This window comes from Niastella sp. OAS944 (genome assembly GCA_024809215.1).
Classification (GTDB): Bacteria; Bacteroidota; Bacteroidia; order Chitinophagales; family Chitinophagaceae; genus Niastella.
Genome location: JANUBW010000008.1, coordinates 285,315 through 301,074 on the forward strand (window position 1 = coordinate 285,315; position 15,760 = coordinate 301,074).

Here is a 15,760-nt window from a genome sequence, read left to right on the forward strand (position 1 = left end):
ATGAACAAGAACATATTATATCTTTTACTCGCTATAACCCTGGTTGCTTCGTGCCGCAAAGACGATGACAATGCGTTTGACAAATCGCCCGATGAGCGGTTGAATGAAACGCTGGCACAATACCAGGCTGTATTAACTTCTTCAACCACTGGCTGGAACGCCAACCTGGTTACCGGCGACGGCGGCAATTACCGGTTTTATTTTAGCTTTAACGATAAGAACCGGGTGCAAATGTACAGCGACTTCGACACCGCTACCGCTGGCAACTTAAGGGAAAGCAGCTACCGGTTAAAAGCATTACAACAACCTAGTCTTATTTTTGATACCTACAGCTATATTCATATTCTAAGTGATCCCGATGGATCGGTGAATGGTGGGAACTATGGCCAGGGATTGAAATCTGATTTTGAATTTGCTATTGATACCGCAACGGCCGACAGCGTTCTTTTAACCGGCCGTTATAATGGCACTAAGCTTAAGCTAAGTAAAGCTTCCGCGGGTGACCAGGCTGTTTGGGCAAATAAACAGGTAACCAACGGTGTGCTGAATTTTCGCAATTTCTGGAAGATCGATCTTTACTGGAAAAGACTTACCTATGGCGGTACCCAATATGAACTGCAGGTTGATACAACAATTAAAAGTGTAACGGTTTCATGGGGCACCGGCAGTACAAGACAATCGGTAACCAGGAAGTATTACTTCTGGGCCAATGGCGTAAATTTCGTTGACCCTGTGGTGAATGGGTCCGTTTCCATTCCTGGCTTTAGCATCACTGGTTTCAATGCAGGCACACAGGTAATGAGCGTAACAGTAAACGGCACTGCTGCCACTATCGCCGGCGTGCCCCCCGCTACAACACCACTCACCCTTAATCCCGATGTAACTACTGCCGCAGAACGTTGGTGGCAGCAAAGCGCCACCAGCGGCAACTACTACCTATCTATTGATGGGTGGCATTCAAATGGTGTAGACGATGCTTATAATATCAAAGCACTCAAGAATGATACGGCTAAATTTTACGCCCTTTTGTATGCAGCTTATCCCGATGGTCAGGACGTACTCGTAAATTTTTACCTCGATTCGGCCGATAATGAACTTGTAAATATGAACGGTTCAGTGGTAAAAAAGAATAAGGTGGGAAACTCCGGCCTGAATAACTTCACGGAGCTCAGGCTTCATCCTAAATCTAAGGAACCCTGGCCCGCCACCGGAGCCGCGGCACTTACACGTAGCCAGATGTTCAATACTTCAGGCTATTACTTTGTGCAAAGCAGTTCATATACCTACGATCAGGTTAGTATCGCCGATCCCAAAACATGGATAACGTGGTATTGGTTGTTCTGATGAGAATATTTTAACCGTGGCACGGTTTCCAATAACGAAAGTAGGCCTTCCGATTCAACCGGAAGGCCCACTTTCGTTATGTTCAAAAACGGGGTCCTGATGTTGATCAGGAGGTCCCGTTTGTAGAGAGTCTCGACTCTGCTGACTGCAAGTTTGAATAGGAGGTAAGAAGTAAGAGGTAAGAAATAAGAAGTTCTCGAAATTCAGGAGGTCTGAGCAAATTCGTGAATTTAGAAATTGCATTTCCTACTTCTTAATTCCTACTTCCTACTTCTTACATCGGTATCTTACAGCCTGTATTTATACTTCATGGCTTACTTACTTTTTTTCTAAAACAAAACATCAGATCCGCACCGTTCCTTTCTTCTCTTTGTTTTTATCTTTATCCCTGTCTCTGTCTCTATCTCTATCCCTGTCACGATCTCTGTCCCTGTTATCGTCTTTATTGATGTTAATGTTTAAGTTATGGCCAAGGGTTACATCGCCATAATTGGCCTTTATTTTCATTTCGGTACTTCCATTGCCCGATTTACCTGAATACTTTCGGGAGAACCGTGGGCCATGCCTGTTATCATCATCAGATATGTTCTCTTTGATGTCTATATTGGTTTTATTACGCAGGCTGCCGTAATTGGTATTGATATCGAAATTGGCCGAGATGTTGGTGTTAAGATCGAGATACAGGTTCGAATAGTTGTTGTTTACCGTAAGCGTTTTGGTATTGTTGTCTATCCGCATTCTGGCTACATCGCAATATTCAAACACCGCCTTTACTGCACCATCGAGGTTGTCGAAAGTTGCTTTGGAATATTGAATTGTCAGGTCGCCATTGTTGATACTACCAATGGTTGCTTTGGAATATTGAATCACCAGGTTGCCATTGTTGATACTGCCAATATCTCCTTTACCATATTGTATCAAAACTTTTTTCACATTGCTTAGTTTACCGGTGGTAAGGCTGCCGTACTGGCTGGTTAGTGTTGTCTCGCCCTGATAATCTCCAATGATCATGGGACCGAAGCTGTTTTGAGCAACTAAAGGATTACGGGCCGGAACGTATACTTCGTAGTCAATATGGAATCCTTGTTTTTCACCACGGCTCCAGTTGTCTTTTTCTTTGGCAAATTTTGTTTTGAAATAAACTCCATCATTTGATTTGCCATCTTCAATACTAATGCGGTCAAGAATGGCCTGGGCCTTTTCATCGGTGCTGGCCTCTGCGGTAATGGTTATGGTAGCTTTCACTTCATTTTTATCCCAGGTATTTATTTTTAATTCGCCAAACTGGTTAGTGAAAGATATTTTGTCGTTGCTGCTTACGTTATAGGATTTGGTGTAAGTTTTTTTCTTCTCCACCTTCGGGTCTTCGGCTACAACCTGCGCCGATATTAGCAGGCAGGCAATAAATAAGGGTAACCTATATTTTTTTAAAGTTAGTGTCATGTTGAGCGCTTTTTGATGCTTTTATTTGATTGATAATGCTTAATTGTTGATTGAGGATCTCAGTCTGCAGCCGAAGGTTCTCAATCATGGCTTCAAGCAGTTGTTCGCGGTTAGGATTCTCCGGTAGTTCTTTTTTCAACGCGTTGTAGGAGCTGTCCAGTTTATTGATATCCGCAACAAACATTTTATACAGGTTTGGATTTTCCTTTTCTATTTCTTTTAATTCGTTCTGTTTGTCTTCAATAAGTTGAGTGAACTGCACCACTTCCTGTGCATAATTGGGGTTTATTTCTTTCAACAACCGCTCGTTTACTGTAGGTGTTTCCTTTTCGGGTTGGTTGTTGGCATAATCGGGACTATTAAAGCCTCGTTTGTTCAGCAATGAGAATATGCCTATGCCTGCCAATATTAAAATGGCGGCCGCAGCACTCCACCGCAATACTTTCAATACGCTAAGAATTTTGCCATTTCCGGCTTGTTTTGATTCTTTGTTGTCTTTGGCAGCAAGTTGGTGTTCCAGGTTTTTCCATACATGTTCACCAGGTACATCTGTGTCAAACTCCTCGCGGTGGTCACGCATAAATTGTTCTAAACCTTTACTCATATTCAAACTCCTTGTTTTATTAAAGTCAGCAGTTTTTGTTTGGCGCGTACATACTGGGTACGTACGGTGTTATGAGAAATATTCAATATCTGTGATATTTCCTCATGGTCGTAGCCTTCTAACAGGTACAGGCTCAAAACGGTGCGGTAGCCATCGGGCAGCCGGGTGATCATTTTTTTAACCTCTTCTACCCGGTAGTGCACCTCTTCTTCATTCACAGTATCCTCTTCAGTAACCGCCTGCAGCTCGGTGCTTTCCATATCAACCAGGTCATTTCGCCGTTTACGCAAAATGTTGATCGATTTATTGATTACGATCTTCTTCAGCCAGGCCCCGAAAGTGCTGCGGTAATGGAAATCGTGAAGGGAGCGAAAAGCGTCCAGGAACGATTCCTGCAACACATCCTCAGCGTCGGCTGTATTGTTTACGATACGTAAACTGGTGTTATACATAGCTTTGGAATATTTCTGGTATAAAAGCTGAAAACAATGGGCATCGCCCCGTTTACAGCCCTCTACCAGTTCATCCCGGATGATGTTTGCAGTCAGCTCCAAAATGATCTGTTTAGATTGTTTTATAAAGAGACATAGGTTTTACCAGCATGTTGCATGGAATGGTTTTTTAGTAAGTGTACTGTGTTAAATGGTTAATTATGCTGATAAAAGGACTTCTGGCACAGACATTTTGAACCCCGCCGTGATTTTTAATTAGCACATTTGCAAATCAGCACATTAGCAAATTAGTTTTCCTTACTTTAGCTTAATATAGAAAATCAGTTTAGTCATGGGTACCAGAACCGATTTATATACCAGCCCGGATTACTTCTTACTGGATGAATTATTGACCGATGAACAGAAACTAGTCAGGGAATCTGTTCGTAATTACGTTAAAAAAGAGATATCCCCCATCATTGAAGAATACGCACAAAAAGCCGAGTTCCCCGAACAAATAGTTCAACAAATGGGGGAGTTGGGATGTTTTGGTCCTACTATACCGGTTGAATACGGTGGTGGCGGGCTCGATTACATCAGCTACGGTTTAATGATGCAGGAACTTGAGCGTGGCGATAGTGGCGTTCGGTCAACCGCTTCTGTACAGGGGTCGTTGGTAATGTTCCCCATTTACGAGTATGGCAGTGAAGACCAGCGTCGTAAATACCTGCCCAAGCTGGCCAATGGCGAATGGCTGGGTTGTTTTGGGTTAACCGAACCCGATCATGGTTCAGACCCCGGCAGCATGACCACCCATTTTACCGATGCGGGCGATCATGTGGTCCTGAACGGCGCCAAAATGTGGATCAGTAATGCACCTTACGCTAAAGTGGCCATTGTTTGGGCCAAGGATGAGGAAGGCGAAGTGCGCGGTCTTATTTTGGAACGGGGCATGAGAGGCTTCACGGCGCCGCTTACCCATAACAAATGGAGTTTGCGCGCTTCTGCAACCGGCGAACTGGTTTTTGATAATGTAAAAGTGCCAAAAGAGAATATTCTACCTAATGTAAAAGGCCTGAAGGGACCGCTCAGTTGTCTTACCAAGGCCCGCTATGGTATTGCATGGGGAGTAACCGGGGCGGCCATGGATTGTTATGATACCGCTTTGCGTTATTCGAAAGAACGCTTACAGTTCGACAGGCCTATTGGCGGTTTTCAACTACAGCAAAAAAAGCTGGCCGAAATGATCACCGAGATCACCAAGGCCCAATTGCTGAATTGGCGCCTGGGTGTACTGATGAACGAAGAAAAAGCCACACCGCAACAGGTAAGCATGGCTAAACGCAATGGCTGTGAAATTGCTGCCAACATTGCCCGCGATGCAAGACAAATAATGGGTGGGGCTGGTATTACCGGTGAATATTCCATTATGCGGCATATGATGAATATTGAAAGCGTTATTACCTACGAAGGCACACATGACATACATTTGCTGATTACTGGTATGGATGTTACCGGTTTCAATGCTTTTAAATAACTTGCGAATTAATGAGGATCTTCTTGATCGGTTTTATGGGTTCCGGAAAAACCCATTGGGGCAAACAGGTAGCACAAAAGCTGAGTTTACCGTTCTACGACCTGGATGAAGTAATTGTACAGGAAGAAAAACGAAGCATTACCGAGATCTTTGGCGAATCGGGCGAAGAATACTTTCGCATCAGGGAAAAAGAGGTGCTGGAGAAAATTGTTGATGAAAATACCAATATGGTTTTAAGCTGCGGTGGCGGCACCCCTTGCTTTTTCAACAATATCGAATTCATGAAGAAATATGGTACGGTGGTATGGCTCAATACCCAGGTCGATGTATTACTGCATCGACTGATGAAAGAGCGTATGCAACGGCCATTATTGAAAGATCTGGACGACGAAGACCTTAAACATTACATCATTCGTAAATTGAACGAGCGCCGTATGTACTATGAGCAGGCCGATGTAATTATCAATAAGGAAGATGCCATATCTATGAACGACTTTATACAAACCGTTTTACATGCATAAAGGTTTTTTGCAAACGGCCGCCCTGCTGGGTGCACTGGCCGTAGCGCTTGGCGCTTTTGGCGCACATGGATTAAAGAAAATTGTTCCCCCCGAAACCGTTACTACCTTTGAAACCGGGGTGCGCTATCAGTTCTACCACGTATTTGCATTATTAGCTGTAGCTATATTGTTTGGAAGTTTCCCCGGCAGGAATTTGCAATACGCAGGTATCTGCTTTATTGTTGGTATAATACTCTTCTCTGGTTCATTATACATATTGACCGCATTACAGGCTACCAAAACAGTTGGCTTACGCGGCATTGGAGCTATTACTCCTATTGGTGGAGTATTCTTTATTGTAGGTTGGATCTTTCTCTTTTTGAGTATTTTGAAAAGGGCATAAGCTGTTAGAGTTTCAAGTTTAAGTATTGGCAACCTGAAAAAACTGTATTGGTTTTCCCTGCAACCTGAAACATGCAACCTGTAACAGATAGTAGCGAGGTATGAACTGGTAACCGGTAACCGGCGTCTGGTAACTAAATAGGCGCTTCAAAAGTAAGAACACAGTTCTTACCAGAATCTATCTTAAAAGAACCATCTATACTTTCCATTCTTCGGCGCATATTGCTGAGTCCGTTGCCAAAGCGGCGCAGTTTATCGGCATCGATGCCTACTCCGTTATCGCATATTTTGATCATTAACCATTTGTCGCTGGTTGAAATAATGATCTGTATTTGCGAAGCCTGAGAATGTTTCATGGCATTGTTCAGCGCTTCTTTTATACTCAGAAAGATATTTCTTCTTTTTTCGCCACTAACTTCAGCCTGTGGTATCAGCACCGGCAGCTGTACCTGGCATTCAATGGGGGTGCTGTCGAAGTATTCTATTGCATGCGCTCTAATGTAAGCAATCAAACTTTCAAGGGTGTCGTTACTGCTTTTCATGGTCCAAATGATGGTGTTCATTTTGCCAAGCAGTTCATTTGCCGAGTTGGAGATCTTTTCAAGCTCAGGCACCACATCGCCTTTCAGGCGGCTCTTCATAATTTCACTCATAAGCCTTATAGCGGTTACACCCGAACCTAATTCGTCGTGCATGTCGGCCGAAATACGATTGCGCTCTTCCTGTTTGGCTGCCATCACCGCCATTTGTTTATCAAATTCCTTACGTTCGTTTTCCAGCTTCAGGCGTTCCCGTTCTTTTACCCTTTCAATAATATCGCGCCGGTTTTTATAAGCCAAACCCGATAGAAAAAATCCTAACTCAAGCACCAGCCCAATTTCATAGTAGAATAAGGCGCGGTTAAAGATGGAACCGATATTATTTTCAACGATCTTCCAGCCGGTAATGATGATGATGTAGGAGATAACAGCCAAAACCACCAGGGCTGCATTGCCTGCTGCCAGGTAGTTGAGCAGTGGATTCTTCTTCTTTACACTATATACAATAAAGAATGCCCCTGTTAAGAAGAAAAACTGTTTAATAATGTTTTCCATGATGTTCAGCATAATGTACTTGTCGGTAAGAAAGTACACAAGCGAGAACACGATGCTGGCGCCAACCAGCAGCAGGTTGAAGAAACGTAGTAATTTATCGAGCAGCGGGTATTGTTCTTTACTGTTAATGAACTTACGCATGAAGATCTGGTACAGTACAACGCTGCCCGTCATGATCATAAAATCGAGGTACTCTTCATAAAAATAGTTGAAGGCGGTGGCGCTTATGTTGAGGTACGATTTTAAGAACAAAAGCGAACAGGTAAGAAAGGTGTAACCTGCATAATAAAGGAATTCCTTATTACGGCTTTGAATATATACTGCCAGTGAGTAAAAGATCATGAATAACAATACGCCCGATACGGTATAAGTGAACACATCGAGCATACTATCCCTGTCGCGTTGTATCATGGCCCATTGATCGAGGTAATCGTACCTGATTATGCGGGGTATAAGGGAGTTTACATTCGTGCGTACAAAGTTGAATTTGCAGAAATAAGTAGCTACCTCATGCGGTTGCAGGGTGATCTGTTTTACGCCGGCATACCGTTCATCGGTAGTAAGGCTGTCGGGCATGCGGGTAAGGGTTCCGGCAATATTATTGAGGTCGGCTTTAAAAAGAGTCACCGTTCGACAAAACGAACCGGGTATATAGCACACAGTGATGGCCGTGTCATGGCTGTTCTTCAACACAAATTGCAGAAAGCAATCCTGTTCAATTAACCGGCCCGGCAGGGTATGGGGCAAAAAGTTACCCGGATTCTGTTTAAATGGCAAGGTGTAAATATCGGCATCGGGTATTTGATGTTTGGGTTGCGAAGTAAACAGAGATTGTTTACCAATGTTTTTTTGGTAACGGATGGCGGCAATGTCCACTATATTCGAATCGGGCCATTGTGCAAAACTATTGCTGCTCAAACCTAAAAGCAGGATACAAAAAAATGTATGTTTGATGACCTTGTAAAAAGGATGGCGACAAGTAGCGTTAGCGGATACAAATCGAGGATGGCTTATGCTGGTCATATATTACCCCCGGTCTTGTACCGGGGAGAGTTAGTTTCTAAAGCTGGAAATTACGACAAATAAGGCAAACCGTTTCAAGTTGCAGGTTGCAAGTTTCAGGGAAAGCCAGGTACCGGTTACCAGATACCGGTTAACAGGAAATACAAGTTACAAAAATACATGTTCGAACAGGGTGCTGCCTGGACCGATTGCTGATAAAATGGTTCTGAGGCTCGACGTTCGGCCTTTCACGTTTCATCCGCCAGCTGGCGGACCGTTTCACGACCATAAAAGTTAACATTTTGCAATCGATGACGCGGCAGTTAAACCTTCTCCCTTATACCCTAAACTACTTATCTTTGCGCTCATGGCCAACCGCTTAAAAGCAGACAAAGCAGAAAAGAAAAAGCCAGCAAATCCGGAAAAGTTCAAACCTGAAAAGGAAGCTCAGGTTACGGTAAAACAATTGGTTAAGGACGAACGTACCCATAAAATTGCTGGTGCCTTCGCCTTATTGTTCAGTCTTTTTTTATTTATCGCCTTCGCCTCTTACCTGTTCACCTGGAAAGAAGACCAGGATAAAGTGTTTAGAGGTGCCGCTATTTTATTACCTGGGGAGGATGTGAAAACCACCAACCTGTTGGGCAACCTTGGCGCATATATTTCACATTTATTTTTTTATAAAGGGTTTGGGTTAGCCTCCTTTATGTTTTGCAGCCTGTTCTTTGTAATAGGTGTAAATGCATTACTAGCTGCCAAAGTATTTAAGATCTGGCGTAACGTGCGTTACGTAATAGTGAGCCTCGTTTTCTTTAGTATAGTATGCTCCTATCTTGGCCGTGGCAGCACATTTGCCTGGGGTGGTGCAGTAGGGGACATGTGCAGCGAATGGTTTGTGCGAATGATAGGCAGCGTTGGTACTGCATTTTTATTGCTGGTAGCCGGTTTGGCGTATATCATTTGGCGGTTCAACCCCAAGTTTAAAATGCCTGCTGCCAAACCCAAAACAGCTGAACCTGCATTGAAGGACGTGGCCACTTTAACAATTGCCAAAGATGCAGAAAAGCCCGAAGTGGTTAAAGACACCCGTAATAAATTAAAAGATGGCATGGGTGTTTTGAAGAAAGATCCTAAGCTGCCAGTTGAGGAAGAAGATCCGGAGTTGCAACTGGTTGAAAAAGGTGAACCGGTAGAAGAAGAGCTGGAGGAAGAAGAAGTAGAGGAAGAGGAAGAGGTAGAAGAAGAACCTGAAGTGCCATTAACTCCGGTAACCGGGAAGAATAACAAGAACAACAAAACATCGCCCAACCTGGAGCTGGAAATAAAATCGTATCCCGAAGTTGACCAGCCTGAAATACCGTTTGAAGAAAAAGAGGCAGAAGAGAAAACGGTACAAACCGTTTTATCACAGGAGCCTTACGATCCCTCAGCTGAGTTACGTGGGTATAAATTCCCGGGGCTCGAGCTGCTTGAGTTGCATGGCAGCGAGCGCATTGTTCAGGACCCTGCTGAACTGGAGACCAACAAGAACCAGATCATCAACACCCTGAAGAACTACGATATCGATATTCAAAAGATAAGCGCTACCGTTGGGCCAACCGTAACACTATACGAAATAGTACCGGCTGCCGGGGTACGTATTTCACGTATCAAAAACCTCGAAGACGACATTGCCCTTAGTTTGGCGGCTTTGGGTATACGTATCATTGCCCCTATACCTGGTAAGGGTACGGTGGGTATTGAAGTGCCCAACGTGAAAAAGACCGTTGTGAGTATGCGTAGCATGTTGTCGTCGGAGAAATTCCAGAACAACAATTTCAGCCTTCCCGTAGCAATTGGTAAAAAGATAGATAACGAAAACTTTATCGTAGACCTTACCACCATGCCGCACCTGCTGATGGCCGGTGCTACCGGTCAGGGTAAATCAGTAGGTTTGAACGCCATCCTGGTATCGCTGTTGTATAAAAAGCATCCATCCCAACTAAAACTTGTTCTGGTTGACCCCAAGAAAGTGGAGTTGAGCCTGTACCGCCATATTGAAAACCACTTCCTGGCCAAATTACCAGGTGAAGACGAGGCCATTATTACCGATACCAAAAAGGTGATACATACACTAAACGCCCTGTGTATTGAAATGGACAACCGGTACGACCTGCTGAAGGAAGCCGGCGCCCGTAATATTCGCGAATACAACGAGAAGTTTATAAAACGAAAACTGAACCCGCAAAAGGGGCACCAGTTTTTACCGTTTATTGTACTGGTAGTGGATGAGTTTGCCGACCTTATTATGACGGCTGGTAAAGAAGTGGAAATGCCAATTGCACGGTTGGCGCAGCTGGCCCGTGCGGTAGGTATACACCTCATCATTGCCACCCAGCGTCCTTCGGTGAATATCATCACCGGTACCATTAAAGCCAACTTCCCGGTACGTATTGCTTTTAAAGTATCTTCAAAGATCGACTCCCGTACCATTCTCGATGCCGGCGGCGCCGAGCAGCTGATTGGTAAAGGGGATATGTTGATAAGCTATAATGGGGAAATTACCCGTTTGCAATGTGCCTTTGTTGATACGCCCGAGGTAGACAGCATTTGTGAATGCATTGGCACCCAGGAAGGATATCCACAGGCATTCTTTTTGCCGGAATATGTGGACGAAAAGCAATTCGAGGGCAAAGAACTCGATCTCGACGACCGCGATACGCTGTTTGAAAGCGCCGCCCGCATGATCGTTAACAGCCAAATGGGCTCAACCTCGTTGTTGCAGCGGAGAATGAAACTGGGTTATAACCGTGCCGGCCGCCTTATGGACCAGCTGGAAGCCGCCGGAATCGTAGGCCCCAGCCAGGGCAGTAAGGCCCGCGATGTACTTATCAAAACGGAAGCTGACCTGGATAGCCTCCTGTCAGACATTATATAACAGATAGTTAGAGTTTTGTTAATGTGATTTTAATGCACAACCTCCATTAACATTTCGCGTCTTATTATTGCCGCTAAAGGTTTAACCAATATCTTTGCGGCCTTTACACAAAGCAGTCATATAATGAAAAGCCTAATTGCATTAATTTCTACACTCTTTATAAGTACTCTTGGTTTTTGTCAGCAAAGCGACCCCAATGCCAAAAAAGTATTGGATGCGGTAAGCGCTAAGTTTAAAACCTTCAAATCTGTACAGGCCAGCTTTACCCTCCGTAATGAAGACAGCAAAGGCGGCGTGCTTGGAACTAAAAAAGGTACCGCTTCAATGAAAGGTGCACGTTATCGCGTAAGTATTGCTGGAACTGGTCAGGAAGTTTTTTGTGATGGCGCCAACATTTGGACCTACGATAAATCGGCCAACGAAGTTACCATCACCAAACCCGATAACTCGGCCAACACCATCACTATGCAAAAGTTGTTTACCAACTTTTATGATAAAGATTTCCTGTATAAACTGAATGGCGATAAAAAAGTAGCTGGTAAAACCGTGCAGGAAATTGAAATGACGCCTGTTGATAAAACCAAGCCATTTCACAAAGTGTACCTGCTGGTTGATAAAAACGCAAAAACATTATACAGCACCCGCATTCTCGATAAATCGGGCAACGTAATGGTGTATACCGTTAACACTATGAACGGTACAGCCAACCTGGCCGATAACCTGTTTGTGTTTGATAAAGCCAAATATCCAGGAGTGGAAGTGATAGACTTAAGATAATTTCCTGTATACCTGATACTATATTACGTTTAAGATACAAGTTACAGGTTACAGGTTTCATGTTACAAGGTATAAAAACCCTGCAACCTGGAACTTGTAACCTGTAACTCTTTAATATAAGTTCTTATTCGCCTTTTTCATTACCCCATCTGTACGTAGTAATATCAAGCCCCGCCAGGTCAAGCACACGGTCGGTAACCGTGGCAACAGCTTCTTCAATGGTGGCCGGCCTGCTGTAAAAAGAAGGCGTGGCCGGACAAATAATACCGCCAGCCAGGGTTACCGTTTCCATATTACGAATATGCACCAGGTTGTAAGGGGTATCGCGTACCACACAAATAAGCTTACGGCGTTCCTTCAATACAACATCAGCAGCACGGGAAATAAGGTCGCTTGAGACTCCGCTGGCAATACGACCGAGGGTGCCCATTGAGCAGGGGGCAATTATCATACTATTGTAGCGGCCCGAGCCACTGGCAAAAGGGGCTGTAAAATCTTTAGTAGAATAGAATTTTACGGGGTATTGGGTGTAGTCGTTATTGCCCAGTTCGGTTTCCCACACCTGTTTGGCGTTGTCGGTCATTACCACGCCAACATCCTGCCACTGTTGTTTAATGGTCAGCAATTTTTCAATCAATAACTTGGCATAAATACTGCCACTGGCGCCCGTAACGGCCAACACAATTTTGTGCATGGAAATCACTTAATTTTAGGTTATCAAACAAAATTACAGATGCAAACATTGAAATTGTCGCTTTTGTTTTGCTGGATTGTTGTTTTTTCATGTGCTGAAAAGCCAGCTGTAAAAGCTGGTAACCTTATTCAGCAGGAGGGAAGCGCAACCGCAGAAAAAATGAAGTGGCTGAGCGTTGATGAGGCAGCAGCCGGATTGCAAAAGGAAAAGCGCCCGGTGCTGATTGATCTGTATACCGATTGGTGTGGCTGGTGTAAAGTGATGGATAAGAAAACCTATGGTAATAAAGACGTAGCCGGTTATGTGCAACAGAAGTTTTATCCGGTTAAGTTTGATGCCGAAGGCCGTAAAACCATTACCTGGGGTGGTAAAACCTATGATTTCAATGCCAGCCAAAAGACCCACGATTTTGCTATTTATCTTACCAATGGTCAATTGAGTTATCCTACTACCGTCTTTATTCCGGTAAATGGCGAGCCACAGGCCATTCCCGGTTATCTTTCTCCCAGTGAGTTTGAATTACTGGTCAAATACTTTGGCGAAGGCAAATTTGGCAAAGTACCATTCGATGACTATCAGAAAAGTTTTAAATCGAGTTGGTAGGGAATAATAAACACTTTACAGGTATTCTATATAGTTATATTTCACAATGAATAAGGCGAAATAAATAATCTTCGCTTGAAAAAAGTAAAAAATATAACTAAATTATATGTTAGTAATAACAGCTGCAGAGATTATTCAGATAATAAAAAGCACATTATATTTGACTTATATTCGCATTGACTTTAGTCAATTAAATGATGTTATAACAAAAAACGCAAATCATACGCCCTATACTTTGAGATATTCACACTATATTTGAATTTTCATAGGATAAGGTTTAATGGTTAATGGTATTTGATTAGTGCAGCCTCCCCTCCGGGAGGCTATTTTTTTGCATTTATCTGCAAATTCTTTTCCTTCAAATCCTACCTGAATGATTTGATATTGGTAATAGCAAGATTAGTGAAGTCAATTTCAATAGCTGGTAAAAAGGTGTTTGGCACAAACTCATCTGATGGACCTAGTTTATACCTGAGATCGTTGCTGTGCCTTTTGCTGATGAACATTTGGTCATTAAATACATCGCTGTAAAAACCCATGCAGTAGATGCTGATGTAGTAGCGACCTTCAGGCACACCTGAAATGGTGAATTGATTATCCTTGGGGTAATAAATACTTTTTATAACACCGGCACCGGTATGATCATAGCGGTCGAAGATCACCAATACAGAATCAACCCGCGGATTACTGGCTTTCCGTGGATGCAAACGTATTTGAACGTTTACGCTGTCGGGGAGTCTTTTTCTTTGTGCGTTTGCCCTGTTAGCTGTAAACAGCAAAACAAGGAAGGTCAGCACACAGACCGCTTTCATAGATATTGATATTAGAGTACCGGAATAAAATTCAGTTCATGCTATAGTGTTTTTTCTACGTCAAATTCCTATGCGAAACTATTGAGCTCTAATAGGTAATAACGCTTATCGACAAAATTTGTTATTTCAGGGATCGCCTGTTTGGGCATTTTTTATCAAAAAAAAATCCCGTCCGAGGGTTTAACCCCGGACGGGATGTTGTGAGTCAATATCTTGATTGATATTATTTTATAATTAAGCCTGTACCTCAGCCATATCAGGAATTGCAGATACTTTGTAAGCGCCTGCATCCAGTTTTTGCTTGGTCTCAGAAAAGGCAGTGAGGGTTGCCTGAATATCCTCGTCAGTATGAACAGCTGTAGGTATTAAACGGTAAATAATGTGTCCTTTTGGAATTACCGGGTAAACTACTATTGAGCAGAAGATGCCGTAGTTCTCACGCAGGTCCATCACCATGGCTGTGGCTTCTTCAACGCCACCTTTCATATAAATTGGGGTAACTACTGAATCGGTTTTACCAATGTCGAAACCTCTTTCCTTAAGGCCTTTTTGCAATTTGGTAGCCACATCCCATAATTTAGCTTTTAATTCAGGACGGCTCATCAGCAGTTCAAGACGCTTCAGGTTACCAATAACCAATGGCATAGGTAAGCTTTTAGCGAAGATCTGGCTGCGGATGTTGTAACGAATATAATCGATGATGGCTTTGGGGCCTGCTATAAACGCGCCAATAGAAGCCATTGATTTAGCGAAAGTAGAGAAATACACATCAATCTCGTCCTGAACACCTTGTTCTTCGCCGGCGCCGGCACCTGTTTTACCTAATGTGCCAAAACCATGTGCATCATCAACCAGCAAACGGAATTCGTATTTCTTTTTAAGCGCAGCTATTTCTTTCAGTTTACCCTGATCGCCAGCCATGCCAAACACCCCTTCGGTAATAACCAAAATACCACCGGCTTTTTGTTTTTCGATCAGTGCAGTTGCTCTTTGTAACTGCTTTTCAAGGTCTTCGAGGTCGTTGTGTTTGAAAACATACCGGTGACCGGGATGTAAACGAACGCCATCTATAATACAAGCGTGACTTTCAGCATCATATACGATAATGTCGTGGCGGCTGCACAACACATCAATAAGGCTAACCATACCCTGGTAGCCAAAATTCAATAATATAGAATCTTCTTTTGATACAAAAGCAGCCAGCTTTTTTTCCAGCAACTCATGGTTATTTGAGTTTCCACTCATCATACGAGCGCCCATGGGCAATGCCAAACCGTATTGTGCGGCTCCGTCTGTGTCGGCTTTACGTACTTCAGGATGGTTGGCTAACCCTAGATAATTGTTCAAACTCCAAACGATCATGTCCTTTCCTCTGAACTTCATTCTGCTTCCTATTTCGCCTTCCAATTTAGGAAATGCAAAATAACCATGCGCTCTTTCACGATGTTGACCAATTGGACCTTGATTCTTTAGTAATCTTTCAAAAATATCTGCCATAATATGGATTTTATTAATAGGGTTATTACTGTTTTGGGCGAATGGCGCAAAGGTAGCGTTTTTAACGGTTTCATAACCTTGCGTTGGATGGTTAAATGCCCGC

Annotated in this window: 14 protein-coding genes; 7 read left to right on the plus strand and 7 right to left on the minus strand. The window is 43.3% G+C overall.

Annotated features, from left to right (window positions below; all coding sequences use genetic code 11):
• Nucleotides 1–1,344 (plus strand): DUF4302 domain-containing protein, encoded by a 1,344-nt coding sequence (locus GGD38_RS27610; RefSeq protein ID WP_375303029.1) that lies wholly within the window; start codon nucleotides 1–3, stop codon nucleotides 1,342–1,344.
• A 342-nt stretch (nucleotides 1,345–1,686) separates the two neighbouring features.
• On the opposite strand, the gene GGD38_RS27615 is transcribed toward GGD38_RS27610, so the two are convergent.
• From GGD38_RS27615 to GGD38_RS27625, 3 genes are read right to left on the minus strand one after another with little or no spacing between them, the layout of a single operon-like run.
• Nucleotides 1,687–2,787 carry a hypothetical protein gene (locus tag GGD38_RS27615; RefSeq protein WP_375303028.1) on the minus strand — a complete coding sequence of 367 codons (1,101 nt, stop codon included), beginning with the start codon at nucleotides 2,785–2,787 and terminating at the stop codon, nucleotides 1,687–1,689.
• Nucleotides 2,762–3,391 carry a hypothetical protein gene (locus GGD38_RS27620; RefSeq protein ID WP_375303027.1) on the minus strand — a complete coding sequence of 210 codons (630 nt, stop codon included), beginning with the start codon at nucleotides 3,389–3,391 and terminating at the stop codon, nucleotides 2,762–2,764. Before GGD38_RS27620 ends, GGD38_RS27615 begins: the two co-directional genes overlap by 26 nt.
• 2 nt (nucleotides 3,392–3,393) lie before the next feature.
• Nucleotides 3,394–3,945 carry an RNA polymerase sigma factor gene (locus tag GGD38_RS27625; protein ID WP_375303026.1) on the minus strand — a complete coding sequence of 184 codons (552 nt, stop codon included), beginning with the start codon at nucleotides 3,943–3,945 and terminating at the stop codon, nucleotides 3,394–3,396.
• A 229-nt stretch (nucleotides 3,946–4,174) separates the two neighbouring features.
• Here GGD38_RS27625 and GGD38_RS27630 point away from each other — a divergent pair, with 229 nt between their 5' ends.
• From GGD38_RS27630 to GGD38_RS27640, 3 genes are read left to right on the plus strand one after another with little or no spacing between them, the layout of a single operon-like run.
• On the plus strand, nucleotides 4,175–5,359 hold the full coding sequence (locus GGD38_RS27630) for an acyl-CoA dehydrogenase family protein (protein WP_375303025.1): 1,185 nt from the start codon (nucleotides 4,175–4,177) through the stop codon (nucleotides 5,357–5,359).
• 11 nt (nucleotides 5,360–5,370) lie between these two features.
• On the plus strand, nucleotides 5,371–5,880 hold the full coding sequence (locus tag GGD38_RS27635) for a shikimate kinase (RefSeq protein WP_375303024.1): 510 nt from the start codon (nucleotides 5,371–5,373) through the stop codon (nucleotides 5,878–5,880).
• Complete coding sequence (locus tag GGD38_RS27640; RefSeq protein ID WP_375303023.1) at nucleotides 5,873–6,262, plus strand: DUF423 domain-containing protein; 390 nt, start codon at nucleotides 5,873–5,875, stop codon at nucleotides 6,260–6,262. The genes GGD38_RS27635 and GGD38_RS27640 overlap by 8 nt, the downstream gene beginning before the upstream one ends.
• A gap of 133 nt (nucleotides 6,263–6,395) precedes the next feature.
• On the opposite strand, the gene GGD38_RS27645 is transcribed toward GGD38_RS27640, so the two are convergent.
• Entirely contained in the window at nucleotides 6,396–8,273 is a 1,878-nt protein-coding gene (locus GGD38_RS27645) for a 7TM diverse intracellular signaling domain-containing protein (protein ID WP_375303022.1), read from the minus strand.
• Nucleotides 8,274–8,724: 451 nt separating this feature from the next.
• Here GGD38_RS27645 and GGD38_RS27650 point away from each other — a divergent pair, with 451 nt between their 5' ends.
• Together GGD38_RS27650 and GGD38_RS27655 are read left to right on the plus strand one after the other, a co-directional pair.
• Nucleotides 8,725–11,274: a DNA translocase FtsK 4TM domain-containing protein gene (locus tag GGD38_RS27650; RefSeq protein WP_375303021.1), complete on the plus strand. Its 2,550-nt coding sequence runs from the start codon at nucleotides 8,725–8,727 to the stop codon at nucleotides 11,272–11,274.
• A 123-nt stretch (nucleotides 11,275–11,397) separates the two neighbouring features.
• Complete coding sequence (locus GGD38_RS27655; RefSeq protein ID WP_375303020.1) at nucleotides 11,398–12,051, plus strand: outer membrane lipoprotein carrier protein LolA; 654 nt, start codon at nucleotides 11,398–11,400, stop codon at nucleotides 12,049–12,051.
• Between the two features lie 124 nt (nucleotides 12,052–12,175).
• Here GGD38_RS27655 and GGD38_RS27660 read toward each other — a convergent pair whose 3' ends face one another.
• Nucleotides 12,176–12,745 (minus strand): UbiX family flavin prenyltransferase, encoded by a 570-nt coding sequence (locus GGD38_RS27660; RefSeq protein WP_375303019.1) that lies wholly within the window; start codon nucleotides 12,743–12,745, stop codon nucleotides 12,176–12,178.
• A gap of 39 nt (nucleotides 12,746–12,784) precedes the next feature.
• Here GGD38_RS27660 and GGD38_RS27665 point away from each other — a divergent pair, with 39 nt between their 5' ends.
• On the plus strand, nucleotides 12,785–13,348 hold the full coding sequence (locus GGD38_RS27665; protein ID WP_375303018.1) for a thioredoxin family protein: 564 nt from the start codon (nucleotides 12,785–12,787) through the stop codon (nucleotides 13,346–13,348).
• Nucleotides 13,349–13,713: 365 nt separating this feature from the next.
• Here the strand turns inward: GGD38_RS27665 and GGD38_RS27670 are convergent, their stop codons facing one another.
• The gene (locus GGD38_RS27670; protein WP_375303910.1) at nucleotides 13,714–14,160 is read right to left on the minus strand and encodes a hypothetical protein; all 447 of its coding nucleotides are present in this window, start codon (nucleotides 14,158–14,160) and stop codon (nucleotides 13,714–13,716) included.
• A 234-nt stretch (nucleotides 14,161–14,394) separates the two neighbouring features.
• A complete protein-coding gene (locus GGD38_RS27675; RefSeq protein ID WP_375303016.1) occupies nucleotides 14,395–15,657 on the minus strand; it encodes an aminotransferase class I/II-fold pyridoxal phosphate-dependent enzyme in 1,263 nt (420 codons plus the stop codon).
• Between the last annotated feature and the right edge of the window lie 103 nt (nucleotides 15,658–15,760).

Coding starts and splice junctions, on each gene's coding strand:
- GGD38_RS27610 (WP_375303029.1), top strand. CDS start 1: ATGAACAAGAACATATTATATCTTTTACTCGCTATAACCCTGGTTGCT.
- GGD38_RS27615 (WP_375303028.1), bottom strand. CDS start 2,787: ATGACACTAACTTTAAAAAAATATAGGTTACCCTTATTTATTGCCTGC.
- GGD38_RS27620 (WP_375303027.1), bottom strand. CDS start 3,391: ATGAGTAAAGGTTTAGAACAATTTATGCGTGACCACCGCGAGGAGTTT.
- GGD38_RS27630 (WP_375303025.1), top strand. CDS start 4,175: ATGGGTACCAGAACCGATTTATATACCAGCCCGGATTACTTCTTACTG.
- GGD38_RS27635 (WP_375303024.1), top strand. CDS start 5,371: ATGAGGATCTTCTTGATCGGTTTTATGGGTTCCGGAAAAACCCATTGG.
- GGD38_RS27640 (WP_375303023.1), top strand. CDS start 5,873: ATGCATAAAGGTTTTTTGCAAACGGCCGCCCTGCTGGGTGCACTGGCC.
- GGD38_RS27650 (WP_375303021.1), top strand. CDS start 8,725: ATGGCCAACCGCTTAAAAGCAGACAAAGCAGAAAAGAAAAAGCCAGCA.
- GGD38_RS27655 (WP_375303020.1), top strand. CDS start 11,398: ATGAAAAGCCTAATTGCATTAATTTCTACACTCTTTATAAGTACTCTT.
- GGD38_RS27660 (WP_375303019.1), bottom strand. CDS start 12,745: ATGCACAAAATTGTGTTGGCCGTTACGGGCGCCAGTGGCAGTATTTAT.
- GGD38_RS27665 (WP_375303018.1), top strand. CDS start 12,785: ATGCAAACATTGAAATTGTCGCTTTTGTTTTGCTGGATTGTTGTTTTT.
- GGD38_RS27670 (WP_375303910.1), bottom strand. CDS start 14,160: ATGAAAGCGGTCTGTGTGCTGACCTTCCTTGTTTTGCTGTTTACAGCT.
- GGD38_RS27675 (WP_375303016.1), bottom strand. CDS start 15,657: ATGGCAGATATTTTTGAAAGATTACTAAAGAATCAAGGTCCAATTGGT.